Origin of the sequence: Staphylococcus sp. GDY8P72P (genome assembly GCF_016890655.1) — a bacterium.
Classification (GTDB): domain Bacteria; phylum Bacillota; class Bacilli; order Staphylococcales; family Staphylococcaceae; genus Staphylococcus; species Staphylococcus arlettae.
In genome coordinates this window covers 80,132-100,490 of record NZ_JAFEQJ010000018.1, presented here as the reverse complement: position 1 = coordinate 100,490, position 20,359 = coordinate 80,132, and the positions used below count along the sequence as shown (strand labels likewise).

General features: G+C 34.4%; 18 protein-coding genes and 1 riboswitch. Of the genes, 10 read left to right on the top strand and 8 right to left on the bottom strand.

What is annotated here, in order from left to right:
* Nucleotides 1-64: 64 nt before the first annotated feature.
* Entirely contained in the window at nt 65-1,297 is a 1,233-nt protein-coding gene (gene allC / locus JVU85_RS08150) for an allantoate deiminase (protein ID WP_204172339.1), read from the bottom strand.
* A gap of 168 nt (nt 1,298-1,465) precedes the next feature.
* Here allC and JVU85_RS08145 point away from each other — a divergent pair, with 168 nt between their 5' ends.
* Both JVU85_RS08145 and JVU85_RS08140 read left to right on the top strand, forming a co-directional pair.
* Complete coding sequence (locus tag JVU85_RS08145; RefSeq protein ID WP_204172338.1) at nt 1,466-2,284, top strand: alpha/beta hydrolase fold domain-containing protein; 819 nt, start codon at nt 1,466-1,468, stop codon at nt 2,282-2,284.
* Between the two features lie 18 nt (nt 2,285-2,302).
* The gene (locus JVU85_RS08140; protein WP_204172337.1) at nt 2,303-3,550 is read left to right on the top strand and encodes a Zn-dependent hydrolase; all 1,248 of its coding nucleotides are present in this window, start codon (nt 2,303-2,305) and stop codon (nt 3,548-3,550) included.
* Nucleotides 3,551-3,626: 76 nt separating this feature from the next.
* Here the strand turns inward: JVU85_RS08140 and allB are convergent, their stop codons facing one another.
* A complete protein-coding gene (gene allB / locus JVU85_RS08135) occupies nt 3,627-4,988 on the bottom strand; it encodes an allantoinase AllB (protein WP_204172335.1) in 1,362 nt (453 codons plus the stop codon).
* A complete protein-coding gene (allW, locus tag JVU85_RS08130) occupies nt 4,978-6,468 on the bottom strand; it encodes an allantoin permease (RefSeq protein WP_021459482.1) in 1,491 nt (496 codons plus the stop codon). The genes allB and allW overlap by 11 nt, the downstream gene beginning before the upstream one ends.
* A 423-nt stretch (nt 6,469-6,891) precedes the next feature.
* Here allW and JVU85_RS08125 point away from each other — a divergent pair, with 423 nt between their 5' ends.
* The gene (locus JVU85_RS08125; RefSeq protein ID WP_193325199.1) at nt 6,892-8,511 is read left to right on the top strand and encodes a PucR family transcriptional regulator; all 1,620 of its coding nucleotides are present in this window, start codon (nt 6,892-6,894) and stop codon (nt 8,509-8,511) included.
* Between the two features lie 49 nt (nt 8,512-8,560).
* Here JVU85_RS08125 and JVU85_RS08120 read toward each other — a convergent pair whose 3' ends face one another.
* The gene (locus JVU85_RS08120; protein ID WP_021459484.1) at nt 8,561-9,091 is read right to left on the bottom strand and encodes a DUF4064 domain-containing protein; all 531 of its coding nucleotides are present in this window, start codon (nt 9,089-9,091) and stop codon (nt 8,561-8,563) included.
* A 450-nt stretch (nt 9,092-9,541) separates the two neighbouring features.
* Between JVU85_RS08120 and JVU85_RS08115 the strand changes: the two genes are divergently transcribed.
* Entirely contained in the window at nt 9,542-10,402 is an 861-nt protein-coding gene (locus JVU85_RS08115) for a hypothetical protein (protein WP_204172333.1), read from the top strand.
* Between the two features lie 142 nt (nt 10,403-10,544).
* Here JVU85_RS08115 and JVU85_RS08110 read toward each other — a convergent pair whose 3' ends face one another.
* Nucleotides 10,545-11,135: a type I secretion system protein gene (locus tag JVU85_RS08110; RefSeq protein WP_204172331.1), complete on the bottom strand. Its 591-nt coding sequence runs from the start codon at nt 11,133-11,135 to the stop codon at nt 10,545-10,547.
* A gap of 220 nt (nt 11,136-11,355) precedes the next feature.
* Between JVU85_RS08110 and JVU85_RS08105 the strand changes: the two genes are divergently transcribed.
* The 5 genes from JVU85_RS08105 (at nt 11,356) to JVU85_RS08085 (ending at nt 15,986) form a co-directional block, all read left to right on the top strand.
* Complete coding sequence (locus JVU85_RS08105; RefSeq protein ID WP_103388269.1) at nt 11,356-11,571, top strand: hypothetical protein; 216 nt, start codon at nt 11,356-11,358, stop codon at nt 11,569-11,571.
* 128 nt (nt 11,572-11,699) lie between these two features.
* A riboswitch (TPP riboswitch) is annotated at nt 11,700-11,800 on the top strand.
* A gap of 106 nt (nt 11,801-11,906) precedes the next feature.
* Nucleotides 11,907-12,659 (top strand): 3-oxoacyl-ACP reductase, encoded by a 753-nt coding sequence (locus JVU85_RS08100; RefSeq protein WP_204172329.1) that lies wholly within the window; start codon nt 11,907-11,909, stop codon nt 12,657-12,659.
* A gap of 30 nt (nt 12,660-12,689) precedes the next feature.
* Complete coding sequence (locus JVU85_RS08095; protein ID WP_204172327.1) at nt 12,690-13,997, top strand: LLM class flavin-dependent oxidoreductase; 1,308 nt, start codon at nt 12,690-12,692, stop codon at nt 13,995-13,997.
* A gap of 317 nt (nt 13,998-14,314) precedes the next feature.
* Nucleotides 14,315-15,265, top strand: coding sequence for an oxygen-dependent tRNA uridine(34) hydroxylase TrhO (trhO, locus tag JVU85_RS08090; RefSeq protein WP_204172326.1), 951 nt, complete (start codon nt 14,315-14,317; stop codon nt 15,263-15,265).
* 286 nt (nt 15,266-15,551) lie between these two features.
* Nucleotides 15,552-15,986, top strand: a complete 435-nt coding sequence (locus JVU85_RS08085; RefSeq protein ID WP_002510721.1) for an Hsp20/alpha crystallin family protein — start codon at nt 15,552-15,554, stop codon at nt 15,984-15,986.
* Nucleotides 15,987-16,125: 139 nt separating this feature from the next.
* Here JVU85_RS08085 and JVU85_RS08080 read toward each other — a convergent pair whose 3' ends face one another.
* The 3 genes from JVU85_RS08080 to JVU85_RS08070 all read right to left on the bottom strand — a co-directional run bounded on the left by JVU85_RS08080 (nt 16,126) and on the right by JVU85_RS08070 (nt 19,384).
* The gene (locus tag JVU85_RS08080; protein WP_204172324.1) at nt 16,126-17,097 is read right to left on the bottom strand and encodes an SMP-30/gluconolactonase/LRE family protein; all 972 of its coding nucleotides are present in this window, start codon (nt 17,095-17,097) and stop codon (nt 16,126-16,128) included.
* Nucleotides 17,098-17,219: 122 nt separating this feature from the next.
* Complete coding sequence (gene pcp / locus JVU85_RS08075) at nt 17,220-17,858, bottom strand: pyroglutamyl-peptidase I (protein WP_135023685.1); 639 nt, start codon at nt 17,856-17,858, stop codon at nt 17,220-17,222.
* A gap of 797 nt (nt 17,859-18,655) precedes the next feature.
* Nucleotides 18,656-19,384 carry a transglycosylase family protein gene (locus JVU85_RS08070; protein ID WP_204172322.1) on the bottom strand — a complete coding sequence of 243 codons (729 nt, stop codon included), beginning with the start codon at nt 19,382-19,384 and terminating at the stop codon, nt 18,656-18,658.
* Nucleotides 19,385-19,848: 464 nt separating this feature from the next.
* On the opposite strand from JVU85_RS08070, the gene JVU85_RS08065 reads away from it, so the two are divergent.
* Entirely contained in the window at nt 19,849-20,265 is a 417-nt protein-coding gene (locus JVU85_RS08065; protein ID WP_142019252.1) for a DUF2871 domain-containing protein, read from the top strand.
* Nucleotides 20,266-20,359 lie beyond the last annotated feature (94 nt).

Sequence of the window (20,359 nt, the reverse complement as noted above, 5' to 3'; positions counted from 1 at the left end):
AATTATTTATTATTGTTGCATTAAAAATTTGTGTATTAGTAGCTCAAACTCATGCGCTAACTAATTATTCTTCGTAAGCCAGTTTATATAAAACGTGTTTTAACACTTCTACACCTTTGATTAAATCTTCAATACGTGTCTCTTCTTCAACATTATGACTAATACCATTAATTGATGGCACAAACATCATAGCTGTCGGCACATATTTGGCAAAGATTTGTGAATCGTGACCTGCACCTGAAGGCATTGTTTTATAGTCTGTTTCACCTACAACGTGTGTTGCAGCGTCACCAATTGTTTGTACTAACTTATCATCCATAAGCGTTGGTGCTTCATCCATCCATAAGTCGATTTCAAAGTTTACACCCTCTTGTTGTGCGACATCACTAATGCATTTTTCTATTTCTTCTGCAAAAGCATTCAGCGCATCTTGGTCGATATGACGACAATCAATAGAGAATGTAACTTCACCAGGGACTACGTTTACAGTGTTTGGAACTGGGTCTACACGTCCAAATGTCAGTACTAATGGATCGCCAATTTCTCTAACTCTGTCTGTAAGTTGGCTTGCAATTTTACTAAATGCTACTACTGCATCGTTACGTAACCCCATAGGTGTAGTTCCAGCATGATTAGCTTCACCTTTTAAGTTCACCGTATAACGCTTTTGACCTACGATGCCATTAACTACACCGATAGATTTTTCTTCTGTTTCAAGCACTTTACCTTGTTCAATGTGCACCTCAACGAATGCTTTAATATGGTCGTAGGTGTTGTCTGTTGAACGGAAATCAAAACCACATTGACGCATTGCATCTACAAAACCGACGTCATTACCATCTTTAATTGTTTCGACGTCAGCATTATTAGCTAAGTTGAAAAAGTTTTTACTTCCCCAAAAAGCGTATGGGAATCTGCTACCCTCTTCTTCTGCAAGTGCTAAAAGCTCTAATGAACGTAACGGTTGACCATACTCTGCTTTCAACGCTTGCATTGCTGTCAATGCAGCAAGAACGCCATATTGCCCATCAAGATGTCCACCTTCTACTACAGTATCAATATGAGAACCTGACATGATTGTTTCTTCAGGGTACTTACTTCCAACCAATTTCCCTTTTAAGTTCCCAATACTATCGAATTCTGCTTCGAATCCGTCTTGCTCTAATGTTTCTTTTAATGCTTGTACAGCATTTGACCATTCAGTTGAATATAGGAGACGTGTAATTCCGCCGCCTTCTAAACCACCAAATGCAGTAAATTTTTTATCTAAAGCTTCAAAATAGGATTTGATATCCATCAAATTCAACTCCCTTTCTATTGCATATTCTATTATAAGCGTTTACATTTTAGTTATCATTCACATAATTAACAATAATAGATCCTAGTTTTATTCGAATTACACAAATACTTAGAAAATTTAATTTGAGATAATAAATTTAACAAAATCTATTTAGGAGGACTTGTTGTGTATCATCAATATATCACTACAAAAGATAACTTTGAATTACCTATCACTATCATAGAAGCAACAGGCTCACAAGCTAAAGGTGTCGTCGTCTATTACCACGGTGGCGGATTAATCTTTGGACAACCCAATGATTTACCCCAAGCTTATCAAGACCTAATTACAACTGACTATCATCTCGTTATGTTGTCTTATCGCTTAGCACCAGAAAGTAATATCGATACGATTATTGCTGATGCGCTTGCTGGTCTAGACTTTGTAGCACAACTGTATCCTGAATTACCTCTAATACTTTTTGGGCGCTCTGCTGGTGCCTACCTTGCATTACAAGTTGCAAGTCAACGTCAAGTCGCTGGTATAATGGACTTTTATGGTTACAGTCGAGTCCATGTACCTAGTTTCTTAAGACCACATCCAACCTATCAAACACTATCAACTCAAGTGTCAGCTGATATGTTGCAGCAACTAATACAAGATTCACCTTTAGTAACTGGACCTATACAAGCACGTTATCCTATTTATCTACATGCACGTGGTGCAGCTCAATGGCTTAACTATTTAGGAATTCAAACCTCTACAGATAGTGCCTATAATTTAGCACCAAAGCAATTGCAACAATTGCCACCAACATTTATTGTGCATTGTTCTGGTGATCCTGATGTACCAATAAGTGAAAGTGATTATCTCGCGCAGCATATCCCAGTAACACAAGTTAAACGATTAGCATTAGATGAGCATGATTTCGATCGCACTGTGAATGATTACAATATTGCAATTTATCAAGAATGTCTGGATTTTTTAGCTACTTTAACTAATTAAACAAAGAGGTGATGTGTCATGGATATACAAAATGTCATGGCAAACTTTAAAGGATTTAATGATTTCGGCCGTAATCCCGTAAATGGAGGGATTAATCGTTTAGCATTTACACATCAAGAACGTCTTGCTGCTTTAAAGTTTTCGATGCTATGTCAAAAAGCTGGACTTGATGTCTATTTTGATTTCTTTGGTAATGTTATTGCACGACGCGAAGGGCGTTACCCTGAATTACAACCAGTCATTGTTGGCTCTCACATTGACACCGTGACAGACGGTGGTCAGTATGACGGACTACTTGGAGTTATCGCTGCACTAGAAATGGTAGAGCATCTCAACCAGCATCAAATCGAAACAGATCATCCTATTGTTATTATTGCATTTGCTTGTGAAGAATCTACTCGTTTTAATGAAGCTACTTTAGGCAGTAAATATTTAACCGGTAAAATCACAAGGGATGATATGAAAGATATCCAAGACAATGACGGTAATATTCTATATGATATCGTTCAACCACTTGCTCAAGATATGCACGGTAAAGCTGCATTATTTGAACGTAATAACATTAAAGCCTTTTTAGAATTGCATATTGAACAAGGACCCATTTTAGAAAACAAAGAGAAAGATATCGGCATCGTCACTCATGTAGCAGCACCACATCGTTTCAAACTTACGCTTCATGGTGTCACAAGCCATTCTGGTTCCACTCCTATGCCGATGCGTTCAGACGCATTAACAGCTGCGGCAGAAATCATTTTACAAATCGAAGCCATTGGCAACATGTATCACAATCAAGGCATCGTCACAACTGTCGGTTATGCTAATGTCTATCCTAATTCTATGAATGCTATACCTGGTGAAGTATCATTACTTATTGATATACGAGGGAAAGAAGTAGCTATACGTGAAAAAGTAGTAACTAAAATCCAACAACAAATTACTGCCATCTGTGATAATCGTAATATCACTTATGACCTTAATGATTTAGGTCAGGATCAACCAGGTACCTTTAACAGCACTATTGGTGCTATTTCCGAAAAACATTGTGAAACATTACGATATAGTTATCGTTATATGTATAGCGGTGCTGGGCATGATGCGATGAATTTTGTTGATATTTGCCCTACTAGCATGCTCTTCATTCCATGTAAGGCAGGTATTAGTCACTCACCAGATGAATCTGTCACTACAGAACAAATTGCTAAAGGGATTGATGTTTTAATCGCAACCACGATTGACTTAGCACAAGCAGACACACAGTTGATTTAAATTTATATATAAACAAAAAACAGCTTTCTATGACTTACATCATAGAAAGCTGTTTTGCTTTAAGTTATATTATTTTTTAAATAAAGCGACCAATTTTGTTGTCTGAAATGCCATTTTCTTTGCTGTAAATTTCTTGGCCTCTTAGAATTGTTCTTGTTACTTGCGCACCAATTTCACGGCCAATATAAGGACTCATTTTATTACGATAAGCTAAATCTTCAGCTTGTAATGTATAAGCGTCATTTTGTTTAATAAATACGAAGTCAGCATCTTTACCTAAAGCAATACTTCCTTTATCAGTTAAGCCGAAGCGTTTCGCTGGTGCAGTAGCAATAATATCAGCAAATTTCGCTAATGACATATTACGTTTTTGCACACCTTCATCAAATAACACATCTACGTTATTTTGTAATCCTGCAATACCGCCCCATGCTTCGAAAGCATTTGTAGTATCTTTTAAATCAGGTGTACATGGAGAGTGATCTGATGTTACAAAACCGATGTCACCGTTAAATACGCGTTCCCACATACCTTCCAAACGTGATTTTTCACGAATTGGTGGAGAACATTTAACAACAGGACCAATGGCATCTAATTCTTCTTTGTAGAAGTATAAGTAGTGTGTACATGTTTCACATGTAATATCGACACCTTCTTGTTGTGCTTTGACAATTTCATCTACGCCTTCTTCACAAGCAACATGTACGATATGTACACGACAACCTGTTTCTTTAGCAAATAAAATAATTTTACGGATAGGTTCTACTTCAGTAAATACTGGACGGCTATCTACATAAGCACTCAATGAAGTTTCACCACTTGCTTTAGCAATTTCACCTAAACGATCTGTAATTGTAGCATTTTCAGAGTGAATAGATAAAATTTTGCCTGTTTTCGCAATTTGTTTCATACCTTCGTATAATGAATAATCATCAACGTTTTCAAAATCACCTTCGATTGAACGGTCTCCACAAGTAGCTAAGAAGGCTTTATATGCAACAACACCCGCTTCATCTAATTCTTGGATACCACCGTTTAAGTTATATGGTACTAAACCGCCATAACTTGCAACGTCCACAGATAATTCATCTTTACCTGCATCAAATTTTTCATCAATTGACGCTTTATCTGTTGTAGCTGGAACTTGGTTTAAAGGCATTTCTACAAATGAAGTTACGCCTCCTTTTGCAGCTGCACGTGTACCAGTATCGTAGCCTTCCCAGCCATCACGATAACCTCCACCTGGTTCAGTAATATGCACATGCGCGTCAACCATACCTGGAGAAACAATTTGATTTTCAGCATCTATAATTTGAGTAGCTTCGCCTAAATCTTGTCCGATGGCTGCTATTTTTCCGTCTTTCACACCAACTTCAACGTTTTGAGCACCATCTTCTAAAATGACTACACCGTTTTTAATTAATAAATCATACTTCATGATACTTCACTCCTTTTTTATTTTTAGGAAAATTCTTTAATGCAAAATGCAATACAATATACACAATGCTAGCGATGATAAATCCAATAAACCATGAGAAATCTGAAATCACTGTAAAGCCAGGTAAGAAACCAAGCAGTGAAATTGCTACACCGACAATCGTTGCAATATATGCTGAAATATTAAAACGCTTTATTTTTATGTTTTTATCATAAAGGTCAAAATACAACGCATCGATATCGATCTGGCAACGTTTGACGATAAAGAAATGGACAATCATCACACCAGCAACTGGTCCTAGTATCGCTCCGATTGCATTCAAGAATAGGAAGATACTATCTTCTTCTTCCATTAACTTCCATGGCATTATCAACACACTTGCCACAGAAGCAATTATTACTCCGCGCTTGTAATTCACCAATTTTGGCATTAGTGCACTCAATTGATAAGCAGCTGGAATAATATTACTTGTCGCATTGGTAGAAATAGTTGTCATTAATAGTACACCCGTTGAAATCAAAATTGCCCAGAAGTTATCCCATTCATTAATAATAACTAGGATATTCCATTCTTGGTGTCCTAAATAAATCGAACCACCTATAATAATAAACACACTCGCTACGGCAAATAAAATATGTGCGACTACAATACCTGAAATTTGCCCAACGACTTGTGCTTTAGTCGATTTCGCATTTTGTGTGAAATCAGCAACACTTGAACCTGGTCCTGCCCAAACACCCAATAATGAGTTAAAAATTAGGAAGAACGATAAAATAGCTGGATAAATAATGCCTGTTTCTTTAGTCGCAATATCATAGTCCATAATATTGTTCCAACCGCCAGCTACCATAAAGCCCCATATTGCCATACCGCCAAAGACGATATATATTAATGGGTTTAATACTGCAGTGAATTTATTTAAAATATCTCCACCGCCGAAACCGATTACAAAACTAATCGCCCAAAAAATCAAGAAAGCAATTAATCCTGGAATTGAAATACCGAGAATTTGTGCACCGTTACCAATATCACTAAATCCCGGAATCATTTTATTTAACAAAATAAGTAGTGCTTGTGACCCAGCAAAAGTTTGTAAACCAAACCAGCCGATACCAGCAATAACACCACGTAAAATACCTGGTAATTTCGCACCATACTCGCCGTATGTTTCACGTAATTGCATCGCAAATGGTATGCCATATTTTGAACCAGCATAGCCATTAACCACGAGTAATAATGCAATAATAAATGAACTGAATATTAAAGCAAACATCACCTGAAGTGGTGATAGTCCAATTAATAAGAACCCTCCAACAGCGGTATAGTTAGGTATATTATGTACTGCTCCCATCCATAACGTGAAGAAGTTAAAAGCAGAGTTATTTCTTTGATCAGCCATTTTCGGCATAATATCCTTGTTGTAGCCACGACGTTCGAAAAACGCTTTATCGTAGCGCTCTTGGTTCCCCTGTCTTTCCATTAGCTATATCTCCTTTGCTTTAGCAAGCTATTGACTATATAATCTTTATCTATTAGTTTATTACGATTGTAAGCGTTTTTCTTTGTCCGCTTTGACATTTCTTTCAAAGAAAATTATGTATTTCGAACAAAACAGGTGTAAAATTCATTTTATATAGCATGATTTTTTATCAGTTCTCACAAATATGGTATATAAATTATTTCATGATTAAAATTAATAGTGGAATATTGCAACATTAAAGTATATAACTAATAGAGAGGTTTTATTAGACAAAGTCACAAATTATATTCGTAAAATATTTCTACGTTAAATCGCTGTTATAACATACAACTTTAGATTTAAGTGGAATTCTTATACTGACAATTACATGCGTTTGCGCTAATTTATTGTTAAAATTACACAAGTTAACAGGGAGGGCTAGTAATGACTACATTAGAAGAAATTTTAACAGTCCCACAGTTTGAAGGGCTTAAGTTAATTAATCATAAAGGCGACTTATCTTCAGAAGTAACAACGTTGGATATTACAGAGAACGATGATATTAAAAATTTTACATCAGCACATACCTTTATTCTTACAACAGGCGTACTGTTTCAAGAAAGCCAAGAAGGTTTAAAACAATTAATCAAAGACTTACACGATATACGTACGGCTGGACTAGGTATCAAAATATCACGCTTTTTACATCAAATTGACCAAGATGTAATCGATTATGCGAATAGTTTAGAGTTCCCTTTGATAGAAATACCTGAAAATTGGAATTTAGGAGATATCACACATCATATATCTGCTTACGTGTCCGACTCTGAAACGGGCAAATTAAATTACGCTTTAAATATTCAACAAGAGCTCAATCAACTCATTATGAAAGGTTTTAGTGTTTCTACAATGATTGAACGCATGAGTAAATTATTAGGTGTACCGATTATTTTATTTGATCCATTTAAAAAACCAGAAGCACAAAGTCATCATTATCAACAAAATAAAGCATTAGCCGATGAGCACATTGCGTATTTCCAAAACCATCATCAAGAAGCAGAACGTTATGAAAAAGACAAACAAACTTTTGAAAGTGAAAATCATGTTATTTTCAAAGTGCTTAGCTATACTTATTTTCCATACTATCTAATGGTGTCAGAAGTGAATAAATTATCATATCCTTTCAGTTTACTGACGATCGAACAAGTCGTTAGCGTCCTAGGATTTGCAATTTATAAAAATATTAAAATTGATGAAGCTGCACAAAATGATATTAATCGCTTTTTCGAATCATTGGTTAACAATCAAGGTGATCAAACACTATCAATTAAAAAACATTCAGAGTTATTAAAGCAATATTATATTTACCGCTCAGATTATTATCAAATTATTATCGGTGATCTGGATGCCCAAGATACGCTACAAAACAGTCATTATTTGAATGAACGTCATCAACTTACTTATTACTGGCTAAAAAATGAATTTGCATTGCTAGATCCTGCCATTAGTGTTTATAAATTACTCAGTAGTAATCGCTTTGCGATATTATTACAAAATAAAAATGATCATTATATGGATGATTTGCAACACATTCAACAAAAATATAACACTTACTTTGATGGCACCCTATCCTTTGGTATTGGTAATGAAGTAATTGAATTCACGCAACTAGCTTCTTCGTTCTTTGAAGCTAATGAAGCTTATGAAAGTTCGGTGCAGGAAGGTCAAAAATCGTTTATTACATTTTATCAATCTAAAAATATCAATGAATTATTACAAATGATTCCACAGGAAAAACTTTTACCATTCACTAAACATATTTTAGGAAAATTGTATCAACCAAAAACTAAAAAGGATTCTGAACTTAAACAGACATTGAAAGTATATATGGACAATCAGTGTGACATTACTAAAACGGCTGAAAAAATTTACATTCATCGTAATACGGTAAAATATCGTATCAACAAATGTAGTAACATTATCGGCTCAGAAATTGAAGATCCAATGAACTCACTTAACATTCGTATTGCTTTATATGTATCTGAATCTATAACTTTTGATTAATAACAAACAACGGTTAACCTCTTTAAGAAGCTAACCGTTGTTTTTATGTTTAATATTTATATGGATCGTCGCTTTTACGTCGCTCTACCTCATCTAAGCTTTTCATTGATTGATGTTCACTATCATTATTCTCAGTTGGAATATCATTATGATTATTAGCAGTGTGCTCAGCTCTTGATATATCACTAGATAAGTTCGGTGCAGGCTTTCTAACTAATAGCATAATACCTGCAATAATCCACAGAATTGCACTAATCCAATTAAAAATTAACGAAATAATACCAAAAACTAATAATAAAATTCCTGCTAATTTGTTACTTTTACCAATTTTAATAGAACCAATAATAGTTCCAATTAACACAATCAAACCAATTGCAAGACCTACACCCATGATTATAAAGAAAACATTAGCTGATTCGCTTGCTTGACTTGGTGAAAGCGTTGGATTATCTGCACGTAGTTCTTCTTTAAACCCAGATGAACCCATGAATAGTAGCAAACCTCCCCATATTAAGACACCAAGTAGCTGGATGCCTACGCCAATCCACGCTAGAACACGTTCTCCAGTACGTTTTATCATTATATAAACCCCTTTCTAAATTATTAAACTTTCAATAGAGTTTCTTTGTAATATTTATTTTTATATTACTATATTGCACTTTGCATTAATAGTGTTATTTAGTAATTTACATAGACTTCACTTTTAATTTTATACTAATTATTTTATTTACTATTTTACACTCTTATTAGACAGACTATAACTTTCATTCTTCTAAAAATTCCACCCTTCTCTAGAACGTTTATATATCAATTTAATAAATTCTGTTTGCCTATTGTGTTAGTCTTCAGTTTTATAATTAACTGCATTTCAACAAATCAAACATTCTTCATTACATTAGCAATGTAATGACACTTAAAAACATAGCATCTAAAATTAAAAGAAAATATATATCTTAATTTAACATTATTATATTGTGCAATTTAGTGTATAATTACTAATAACATGACTAGAAAGGGAGATATATTACTTATGAACAATAAAATCACTGTAGCAACTATTTTATCAGCATCTTTATTTTTATCAGCATGTACTATCAATATTGGCACCGATTCAGAAAAAGATAATGATAAAGATAATAACAAAACACAATCTCAAAAGAATAATGAGTCTTCTAATAACGACCAAGATTCTACAAATGATGATTCAAATCAAGCAAATAATCAAAATGAAAATACTCAATCAAAAGAACATTATGCCAAAGTTTGGATTACTGGCATTGAAAAAAATGGTGGTAGTACAAATGATGTTTCAGACACAGAGCTAGAGCACGTCGATGTTTCTGGTCAACCTATTAATCCATATAATACCTCTGCTTCTAAAACTTTACCTGAGGGAACACAACTAATAGCAGCTTCTCCTACTGCTGCTGGCAGTGTTTATTATAAAGATAATGATGATGGTACTATTACAATTTATGATGTCCCTAGTCATTTTCAAGATAGTAGTTGGGATGAAGATGATTTTACTGTGAAAGAGACTTCTAAAATTTTAAATAATGCCCACACTGTATCATTAGAAAATCCGTCTCAAAGTAAAATTGATAAAGTAAAATATATAATCTCCGAAGGTAATCCTGAAGACTACCAATTTGATGCCAGTGACAATACAGCTGATGATGAAGTTACACGTGATAATGTTATTGATAAAGTTGAAGAGTATGAAGGAGAAACACTAGATACAGATACTTACACATTCAAAGAACCAGAAAAAATGGAGGATGGACGTTGGGGCTTTTCTTTTGAAGATAAAGACGGCAATTTAGCAGGTTCATACATTATTGATAGTGACGGAACAGTTACAGAATATGATGAAGATGGTGAAGAATTGTAATACTATCATTTAACGTTAAAGTATGTAACTTATTGTATTAATACACTCTATAAAACACCCCTTTAATTTTTCCAGAATTAAAGGGATGTTTTAATAGATTTATGTACATTGACGTGTATTAAAATTCATACATATTGGATTATTACTTCCAATCATTTTTAAATGTCGTTCTACTATTCATTTTAACAACTTCAACCTCTTTGAGGTTAGGTTCAAATATTTTATGATTATATCGACTAACTGCAAAATTTTCTAACTTATTGATAAATTCATATACTTTTTTATCTAATGTTATTTTAGACCTCACAATGTTAGCCGTATCATGCTTTTCATCTCCATAGCAATCTTCATAAATATTAAAGGCTATTTTAAACGTATTAAAATGACCTTCAAAAGGTTCATATCTTTTCAAAAAATCTTGTATCGTTTCATTAGAACGATTGCTATGATGACTCGTTGTTAAAATAAAATCTTGTATTTGACTATCTAATGAATTAAACGCATCTTGGATTTCTTCAAAAATTTCCGTTGTTCGTTCCTTATTTAAGAAAGCAGTATTTTGATTTAATCTAATATTTCTAATTCGTGCTGCTTTATAAACTATTAAATCTATCATGCTGACCAAATCATTTTCATAATCTTGCATTTTTTCCTTATCTTCTCGTTTAAATTGTAGCCAAACACCTAACAATGCAATACATCCACCTGCTAATGCTGCAATAAACTCCGTCATTTGAATACACCTCTTTTTATTTATTAAATTATTATAAATATCATACAATAATTGTCAAAAAATTAAAATATAATTCATTATTTTTTTAATATATATTATTTTTTATTACATAAATACAGATATTACTATTTGAAAGATACTGCGGTGTACTTAACTAACTTATGATTGACTTCTAGTTATATAGGGAACAATATAATTACAGTATTGAGGAGGAGATAAGATGCCAAAAGTAAATGATCGTATGCATAAAGATTTAGTAGATAAAGAGTCACGTATTGAAGCTAGTGTAAGTTCTGAAAAAGAAATAGAATTAAATGCTTTTGAACGCTTAGGCAAAGACGTCGTCATTATTGAAGTATTAGCGATTATGAATATTATTTTTGCTGTTTGTACTGTTGGTCTTATCGGTGCTTTAATCTATAGTAATCAAAAATAATACAAATTTACATTTTATATACAAAAGCGATGGTGTTATAACCATCGCTTTGCGCTTATTCTTGCTTATCTATTATCAAACCAAACTTGACTTTACAATGTGAAATCGTTACATTGAAGATAATTAAATACACGCACTAGGGGTGTTGAAAGACTGAGATGAGCTGTAGCTCAAACCCTTTGAACCTGATCTAGTTGATACTAGCGTAGGAAAGTGTGAATCAACACATGTATGATATCGAGGGGTTCGTTCACCCTATTATATATTTGATTTTACTTACACAACTTTCCTATGGGGAGTTGTGTATTTTTTTATTCAAAAAGGAGTGAACACGTATGACAACAACAGTACTTATTACAGGTAGTAGTCGAGGTTTAGGTGCAACGATTGCACAGACCCTTGCTACACAAGGCTTTCAAGTCGCCATCAATTATCATAAAAGTAAAGAAGCAGCATTGGACTTAGTAAAAAGCATTGGCTCCACGCAGGCAATAGCTATACAGGCTGATGTCACACAACGTGATCAAGTCGATCACTTAGTTGCTACTGCAACAGATCATTTCGGTCAAATTGATGTAGTGGTCAATAACGCATTAGTTGGCTTTAAATTTGATCCCAACGCACAAAAAGCTTTTACTGAATTATCTTGGTCAGATTACCAACAACAAATAGATGGTACTTTAAAAGCCGCTTTCAATACTACACAAAGTGTAGCCCCTCAATTTATCAATCGGCGCCATGGGGCAATTATTAATATTGGAACGAATCTTTTTCAAAATCCAGTCGTACCTTACCATGAATACACGACAGCTAAAGCAGGATTAATTGGTTTCACACGTAATATTGCTGCCGAATTAGGCCAATATGGTATACGTGCCAACGTAGTGTCCGGCGGTTTATTGAAAACAACGGATGCCAGTGCTGCCACTTCTGATGAAGTGTTTGATTTAATTAAACAAACTACCCCACTCAAAAGTGTCACATCTCCTCAAGACGTCGCACATATGGTGGCCTTTTTGGCAAGTGAACATGCAACTGGCATCACAGGTCAAAACTATACTGTCGACGGCGGTCTAACAATGAATTAATCTATTCTATAACAACTGAGGTGTAAGTAAATGACACAACCACACACAAAACAACTTAATATTGGCGTCTTACTGTATGCTTGTGGCCATCATCAAGCTGCTTGGTTACAACCAGATTCTAGTATTGAGCGTATTGGAAATATTAACTATTATCAATCATTAGCACAAATCGCTGAACGCGGTTTGTTTGATGCAGTCTTTTTTGCTGATAATCAATCTTTCCCAGCGCAATCTGCAAGTGATATGCCAGCATTTTGGTTTGATCCGTTGATCAATTTGGCGGCTATCGCACAAGTAACACAACATATCGGTCTTGTTTCTACAATTTCTAGTACTTTTGCTAATCCTTTCACTGCAGCACGACAATTACTAAGTTTAGATCATTTATCTGGTGGTCGTGTAGGTTGGAATCTTGTGACTTCGATGACTGATAATGAAGCACAAAACCATAGCTTGCCACAATTACCTGCCCATGATGCACGTTATGCCAAAGCACGAGAATTTGCAGAAGTGATGGACAAATTATTAAATTCTTGGAACACTTCTAATTTTATTCATCAACGCCAACATCACGCACTCATTGAAGCAGATCATATACAACCTTTTAACTATAATGGAGAATATTTTAATGTCACTGGACCATTGACTACACCCGGTAGTAAACAAGGCAACCTTGTAGCAATGCAAGCCGGTGCCTCCGAACCAGGTGTGACATTGGCTGCCGATTTTGCAGATGCAGTTTATGCTGTAGCTTGGAATATGGAGCAAGCACAAAAATATATTCAACGTTTACATGAAAAAATAGCTCATAGTTCACAACCGACAAGAACAATCAAAGTGTTTCCAGGTTTAGTCACTTATGTAGGTGAAACATATGAAGCTGCACTTGCAAAGAAACAAGCTTTAGATGACTTACTCCCTATTGAAACTGCACTCAATCAACTGAGTGGTTTTATTCGGCAAGACTGCTCTGAGTGGGAGCTTGATGCACCAGTACCTCCCCTTCCACCAGTAGAAGATTTTACCGGACCAGTCGGTCGTTACGAGACAATATTGCAAATTATTCAAGATAAACAACCTACTGTCAGAGAACTCTTAGGTTACTTAAATGCCGGTGGTGGTCATTTGACTTTAATTGGTACACCATCCATGATTGTCGATGAAATGGAGCGTTGGTTTGAAGCTGGTGTTGCAGATGGCTTTAATTTAATGCCACCTACATTACCTAATAGTTTGGACGATTTTGTAACGTTAGTCGTTCCTGAATTACAACGTAGAGGTTTATATCGTACTACTTATACAGGACATACTTTTCGTGAACACCTCAATTTATCTTAGTTATCCGTTTCATGTTCACATAATAGTGAGCTTTATCACTCGTGACAAAGTATTTTTATAACATCGTATCATATTAACATATGTAAATTTTATTACTTAACTTCTTATCTATAACTTCTTATCTTTCTCAAACTAACATATTGAATAATTTCCCTTTTTTGTTAGAATATAGTATGGATTGTTTTGTCGTAGAACTAATGAAAAACGACATATAAACTTAACTTATCACTGAAAGATTAGCTAGTGCTTGCACTGACTATTTCAGTCTTATATTTCAATATGATGTACTAAAAGACTATATAGAGGAGAATCGATTTATGGATTATCAAGTATTATTGTATTACAAATACACTACCATTAATGACCCCGAAACATTCGCATCAGAGCATTTAGATTTTTGTAAAGACTTAGAATTAAAAGGTCGTATTTTAGTATCAACTGAAGGTATTAACGGTACCGTTTCAGGCACAACAGAAGCGACAAATAAATATATGGAAGCAATGCAAGCTGATCCTCGTTTCAAAGACATTACGTTCAAAATAGACGCAGCAGAAGGTCACGCATTCAAAAAAATGCACGTGCGTCCACGTAAAGAAATAGTCGCTCTAGACTTAGAAGAAGATGTAAACCCAAATGAATTAACAGGAAAATATTTATCACCAATAGAATTTAAACAAGCACTAGAATCAGACGATACTATCGTAATCGATGCACGTAATGACTATGAATATGATTTAGGTCATTTCCGTGGTGCAGTACGTCCTAACATCACTCGTTTTAGAGATTTACCGGACTGGATTAAAGAAAATAAAGAACAATTTATGGATAAGAAAATCGTTACGTATTGTACAGGCGGTATTCGTTGTGAAAAATTCTCCGGTTGGTTATTAAAAGAAGGCTTTGAAGATGTTGCACAATTAAAAGATGGTATCGCAACATATGGTAAAGACCCAGAAACACAAGGTGAATTATGGGATGGCAAAATGTATGTTTTCGATGAACGTATCAGCGTGGAAATTAACCAAGTTGAAAAAACAGTAGTTGGAAAAGAATGGTTTGATGGTACACCATGTGAACGTTACATCAATTGTAGTAACCCAGATTGTAACAAACAAATTTTAGTTTCTGAAGAAAATGAAGCACGTTATTTAGGTGCTTGTTCACACGAATGTGCAACACACGAAAGAAACCGTTATGTTGCCAAACATAATATTAGCAAAGAAGAAAAAGCGCAACGTTTAGAAAACTTTAAACAATTTGCACATTAATTTTTATAACAGAGCAAGAAGATCAATCACTTTACATAGGTGATGACTTCTTTGCTCTTTTTTTATTACACAATATGCCATATTGCCACCTAGCGACTTACTATAATTGCATTTGTTCAAGCAATTGGCAATTAATCAAAAATAGTCAAACTTTAACGTTGATTAACTTTGACCTTTGTCTTATAATATAGTTGTAAGGTTAAAGAAGAGATCAGTGCTGAAGTCATTGCATATCTTCAATACTGGTACTTCGACCTAATTTATTATGATTAAGGAGAGATGTATGATGGCTTTTGATATGAGACCATTCAACAATTCATTTTTCGATATTAATCAAGGTGATTTCATTAAAGATTTAGGACGTCAAGTTTTTAACCAGTCCCCTTTTAGTGCTTCTAGTATTACAACTGATATTAAAGAATTAGACAACGCTTATGTAGTAGAAGCAGAACTTCCTGGCATGGATAAAGAAAATATTAGTCTAACATTTGATAATAATATTTTAACTATCGAAGGTAAACAATCTATCGAAAACAACCAAGAAGACGAAGAAGGTCGCGTAATTCGTAAAGAACGCGGTTACAGCAATGTCCGTCGTCAATTTACTTTTAATGGTGTAGACCAAACAGCAATTAAAGCTTCTTATGATAATGGCATGTTAAACGTTACACTGCCAAAATCAGAACAAGATAACTCAGATAGTCAAATACAAATCGATTAATTACTAACAATCACTTATATAGAGGTAGAACAGAAACCTATTTTTAATCAATAATTTTCATTCTCCCACGCAATCAAGGGTAACTGAACTAAAAAAGATGCTAGGACGAAGCAATTATGTCCTAGCATCTTTTTTTATATTATTGAAATTGGTAACTGTGATGTCCTGATGCAAAGCCATTCACTGTATATATCCATGATCCACCATTTTGTTCAATGTCGTTGGCACATATTAATAACTGATTTGTCTCTGGAATAAATGCAGGATGTGTTGAACGTAACATATGACCCTCGTCACGACCTGGAATTAAAATTTGACCTATAGGATAACCTTTTTTATTAAATACTAACACTCTACCTTGACCATACATCGCTACATATAAATTATCATCACTATCGATACAACAAGAATCCGGACCTTCATGACCTGTAAAATAATATGGGATAGTAGCTCCAAACGGCGCGATCGTTATGCCATCTTCTAATAATTCAATACGATGCAAACGATTGGTTGTCGTTTCTGTCACCCACAAAATACGTTCATCTGTACTAAGTGCTACACCATTGGCTACCGCTATATTTTGAATCACTGGTGTTACTGTCTTGAAATCGGGTGAGACATAATACACGCCACCTTGTGGATTAGTGGAATACCCTCTAAAGTCAGTAAAATAAAATCCGCCTTTACTGTCAAAGACTAAATCATCTACACAATATTCTGATGTAATATCAGAAATAATCGTTTCAAAGTTCTCCCCTTGTTCATCAGACGCAAATATACCGCCCGTATTTTTAAAGTCCCCTAAATAACAAATAAACAACCGTCCATCTTTATGTATCTTAACCGCTGCTGGATTATCTTTAGTAGACTGAAAAGGATTAGTAATCGTTTGTGTTGCCATAACTACTTTAAAAATATTGCCCCCAAAAACTTCGCATAAAAAAAGATTTTTTTGTCTATCAAAACACAATCCTTCTAACTGTAATCCCTCATCCGATATTTTCAACCACGGTTCTGCTGTCACTGTTTGTAAATCACTTTCACTAATAATAGGTACCGCACTCTTTGAAGCACCTGTATACGTTAATGTTGGTAAATTATTATTTGTCATAATTAACTTCCTTTCTGTTATAAGTTTATTTATCTATTGTATGATAGCGTTTTCTTAAAAGAAAGTAAGAACACGTCTCACTTTTTTACATAGTATACCTAAGACTGTAGCATAAAATCTTACTATTCAGTCTGACCTAATACTAATGGTTCATCGTCGTCATATGAAATTGCTGCGATTGCTGCTGTTAACCCTGTCACTATAGTAGTTAAAGATAATGTTGGTGTAGCTGATTGTGCATTGTATTGTTCAGACATATAAGGCACATGAATAAAGCCAAACAACAATTGAGGATATTGTGTTGCTTGCAGATAACCTGATTGATAAAAAATATGATTACAAACAAACGTACCTGCTGTATTGGATAACCGTGCCTTCACTCCACTTTGTTGAATGGCTGCAGTCATTTTTTTCACTGGCATATTAGAAAAATAAGCCGGTGCGCCGTCTTGTTGAATAGGTGTATCAATAGGTTGCTGTCCTTTATTATCAGGAATACGTGCATCATCTATATTTATTGCTATGCGTTCTGGCGTTAACTCGCTACGACCACCTGCTTGTCCAATTGTTAATACCGCATCAATATTATTTTGATTTATACATTGCACAAGTACATCATTCGCTTCATAAAATACAGTTGGTAGTTCCAATTTAGTTAACTTATGATTCCCTATTTCATGTGGTAATTGATTCAGTGCTTCTAAAGTCGGATTTAGCACTTGACCATCAAATGGTTCAAAAGCTGCAACTAAGATGTTCATAAACTATCCCCCTCTTATTTCACTCATTAATTCTACAGCGTAATTTAATGAAAGTTCAAAATCTACAGTTCGTTTTTTAATTCTAAACTCTTCAACAGCTCCATTATAATATATACATTAAATTTTATAGAAAATAAAATTTCTAACCTTAATTATTTCATTTCCATACACTTTAGAATAAAATTACAACACTTAGAAAAAATGACACACAATAAAATATACTTATTGCGTAAAACCAAATAACATTAAGGGAGTGGGACAGAAATCTAATTTGATAAAAAGATTTCGTCGTCCCACCCCGGCAAGGATGACTAGCATTGAAAAAATCTTTGTTTGAAGCGCATTTTCAATGCAGTCAGCTACTGCCAATACGGAAAAAGGTTTCGAATAAAACATGATGTGGGACAGAAATCCAATTTTGAGAAAATGATTTCGTCGTCCCACCCCGGCAAGGATGACTAGTATTGAAAAAAGCTTGATTTAAAGCGCATTTTCAATACAGTCAGCTACTGCCAATATGACAAGAGACTAGGACGAATCAATATTGTCCCAGCCTCTTGTCTCATTAATTTGATACTAAATCATTTTTGTATAAGCAATATTTTCAACACCATATCGGCAGGAATTGGTGTCGGCTTCTGTGGGAAGAGTACTAGCAGGAGACTACAGGCTGAGGCTGTGCCTGGGAAAGCGTTCATAAAAAAACTGCCAACAAAGTCAGAGACTTTGTCGACAGTCTTATTCCTATCTCAAAAGAGGTAGGGATATTAGTGTGGGTTTAAAATGAAATGCTTAAATTAAGCAGTTACCCATTGTGAAGCACCTTCAGTTTCATAAAGTTCCATTGCCGCTGCATCTTGTACTGATTCTGGTGCAGATGCTGCTGGTTGACCTTGATATTCAGCTGGTGCTACTGAATCCCATGTACTTTGTAAGAATTGATATTTACCTGAAGCACCTGATGAAGGGTTAGTAGCATGAATGTCGCCACCTGATTCACGTTGTGCGATTAGTTTTAAGTGATCGTTCACTTCTACTGATGAACCACTTGAAGCTTCACTTGAGCTAGTGTCTTCAGAAGATGCTGAAGTAGACTCTTGTTGTGGTTGTTCAGTTTGCTCAGTTTGTGGTGCAGCTGTTTGTTGTGGCTCTTCAGCTTGCTCACTTTGTTCTGTTGAAGCTGTTTGTTCTGTATTATTAGTTGCTTGTTCAGCTGGTGCTGATTGCTCAGTACCTTGAGTTGATTGAGCACTAGTGTCAGCTGCTCCTTGACCATAGCCATTGTAACTCCATGACCAATAAGTACCATCTGAATCAAAGTTATAATCTACTTTATCATGATTAAAATCATAGTTATAAGCACCTTCATGAACTGGTGCATCATTTAATTGTTGAGGGTTATTTTGTGCTGTATTTGCTAATTGTGCTTTATCTATATTTTGTTCTGATGCGTCTGCTTGTCCTGACGCTACTCCTGTAACTCCTAGTCCAACTGCTAATGTTGATGCGATAATTGTTTTTTTCATTATTAATATCCTCCTAAAAGGTGAATGTTTTAAGTTTAATATAAATTAAAATCGTTTTTTGCTATCAATTTCAACTACAAGAGCCACTTTAACACTTATAAAACCCTAGTAGGTTACAGTGAGATAAAAAAAACAAGCTTTTTTTTACATCCCAATGACATTCAAAATGACCAAATCCCCTTCATTAAGCTCATTTATAAACTGGCACTGCCCTTTATAGTTTAATTATTTGCAATTCAACTTTGTAATATTCATGTAATTAGTGCGAAAATAATGCATGTTAACACCTTTATATCACTTTATTTTTAGCATTATTATATAAATTATTTTTAGAAAAGTAATAACTAAATAATTAGGATAGTTTTGTCTGTTTTTATTGTGCTATCCGTACTTATTGTTCATCTTCAGTTCATAAATAGACATTATAGTAAAACTATTCAATTAACACATAGGAGGATAGTACAATGAAAAAGTTAATGTATAGCTCAGCATTTTATACAATTTTAGGCTTACTTAGTGGCATATTTTATCGAGAAATGACAAAAGCAGAAGAATTTAGTGGTTATTCGCAATTAAATGTAACACATACACATTTACTCGTTTTAGGAACTATCATGTTTTTAATATTTATGATTATTGAACTTCAACTCAACATAACGAAGCATAAAACTTTATTTAATTACTTCTTTTATCTCTATCATTTAGGATTATTAATCACTGTTGCTATGCAATATATTAATGGTATCGCAACAATTAAAGGATTCAGTGCAGGACCAGCTATTGCAGGTATTTCTGGATTAGGACATATCACATTAGCCATAGCACTTATTTGTTTCTTCAACTTATTGCATAAACGTATAACTAATGTGACTAATAAATAACATTACTATATAACAAATGGGTCAGAAATCTCCGTACTCAAAATAAAGGACTAATCCGTATTAAATGGATTAGTCCTTTTTATATAAAAACCAA